Annotated in this window: 1 pseudogene; it reads left to right on the top strand. The window is 60.6% G+C overall.

The window, feature by feature from the left end:
- Window positions 1-153 precede the first annotated feature (153 nt).
- Window positions 154-864 (top strand): annotated as a pseudogene (locus tag GSQ89_RS10010) (transposase); the annotation flags it as partial.
- Between the last annotated feature and the right edge of the window lie 302 nt (window positions 865-1,166).

Raw genomic sequence — 1,166 nt, 5'->3', positions numbered from 1 at the left:
GCGTCGCAATTGCCCGCGTCATTGCTCGAACCCTGCCACGCTGCCCTTGCTGCCAGCACATCACACGCAGAATGAACTTATGACACAGTAAGACTAGGAGCCTGTCCGAGAATTTGCTAGCCGACGCGGTGAAACTTCGATTCTATGCTGTCCATGAGCAAGACCTTTCGTTCGTGGGATGTAGACCAGAGCTGGTTTCTTCCACGCTCGGTGCATGACTTCGTGCCGCCCGGTCACCTGGCGCATTTCGTGCGCGATACGGTGCGCGAGGCGCTGGATCTGTCGGCAATCCTGCAAGCCTACAGCGAAGCGCGTGGGCAGCCGCCCTACCACCCGGCCATGCTGGTGGCGTTGCTACTGTATGGCTACAGCCGTGGGGTGTATTCCAGCCGTCAACTGGCCCGTGCCTGCGAGGAGCGGATGGATTTCATGGCGGTGACCGGGCTGAACCGACCGGATTTCCGCACCGTCAGCGACTTTCGCAAACGCCATCTTGCGGCGCTGTCGGATCTGTTCGTGCAGGTGCTGCGGCTGTGTCAGCGGGCCGGTCTTGTGAAGCTTGGCCATGTGGCGGTGGACGGCACCAAGCTGCGGACCAATGCCAGCCGCCACAAGGCGATGAGCTACCAGCGGATGGTGACGGAGGAGCCGAAGCTGGCCGCGGAGGTGAAGGCGTGGCTGGATCAGGCGGAAGCAGCCGACCAGGCGGAGGACGCGCAACATGGCCGCGAGCATCGCGGCGAAGAGATGCCGGATTGGGTGGCCAACAAGCAGCGCCGGCTTGAACGCATCCGCCAGGCCAAGGCGCAACTGGAAGCCGAGGCGGCCAGCGATCCGGCCGATCTCGATCCGGAGGGTCCGGGTCAAGAAAATAATTGGGTTCCGAGCCTAAAGCTGATATTGCGCCCCCAGCCGAAGGTTGCGCCGAGAAAGAATCCGAATAAAGAATAAGGCTAAAATCGCCCCATTTGGCGCTGCATAGGCGCACTATCCCATTGTGGCATCGGGCCCGCAAAGTGCATATTTGTCCATCGTCCATCGTCCATCGTCCATCGTCCATCGTCCATCGTCCAGGGCAATCGCTTGAAGGGGTGTGGGATTCCGGCGCGGTCTGAAATACGATTTTTAGGGAGCCTCGTACCATGAGGTTTCCATGTCCGAACCCG

Origin of the sequence: Acidisphaera sp. S103, from assembly GCF_009765975.1 — a bacterium.
Taxonomy (GTDB): Bacteria; Pseudomonadota; Alphaproteobacteria; order Acetobacterales; family Acetobacteraceae; genus Rhodopila.
The sequence above is the reverse complement of the archived record's forward strand: the minus strand, read 5'-3'. Positions and strand labels throughout refer to the sequence as shown.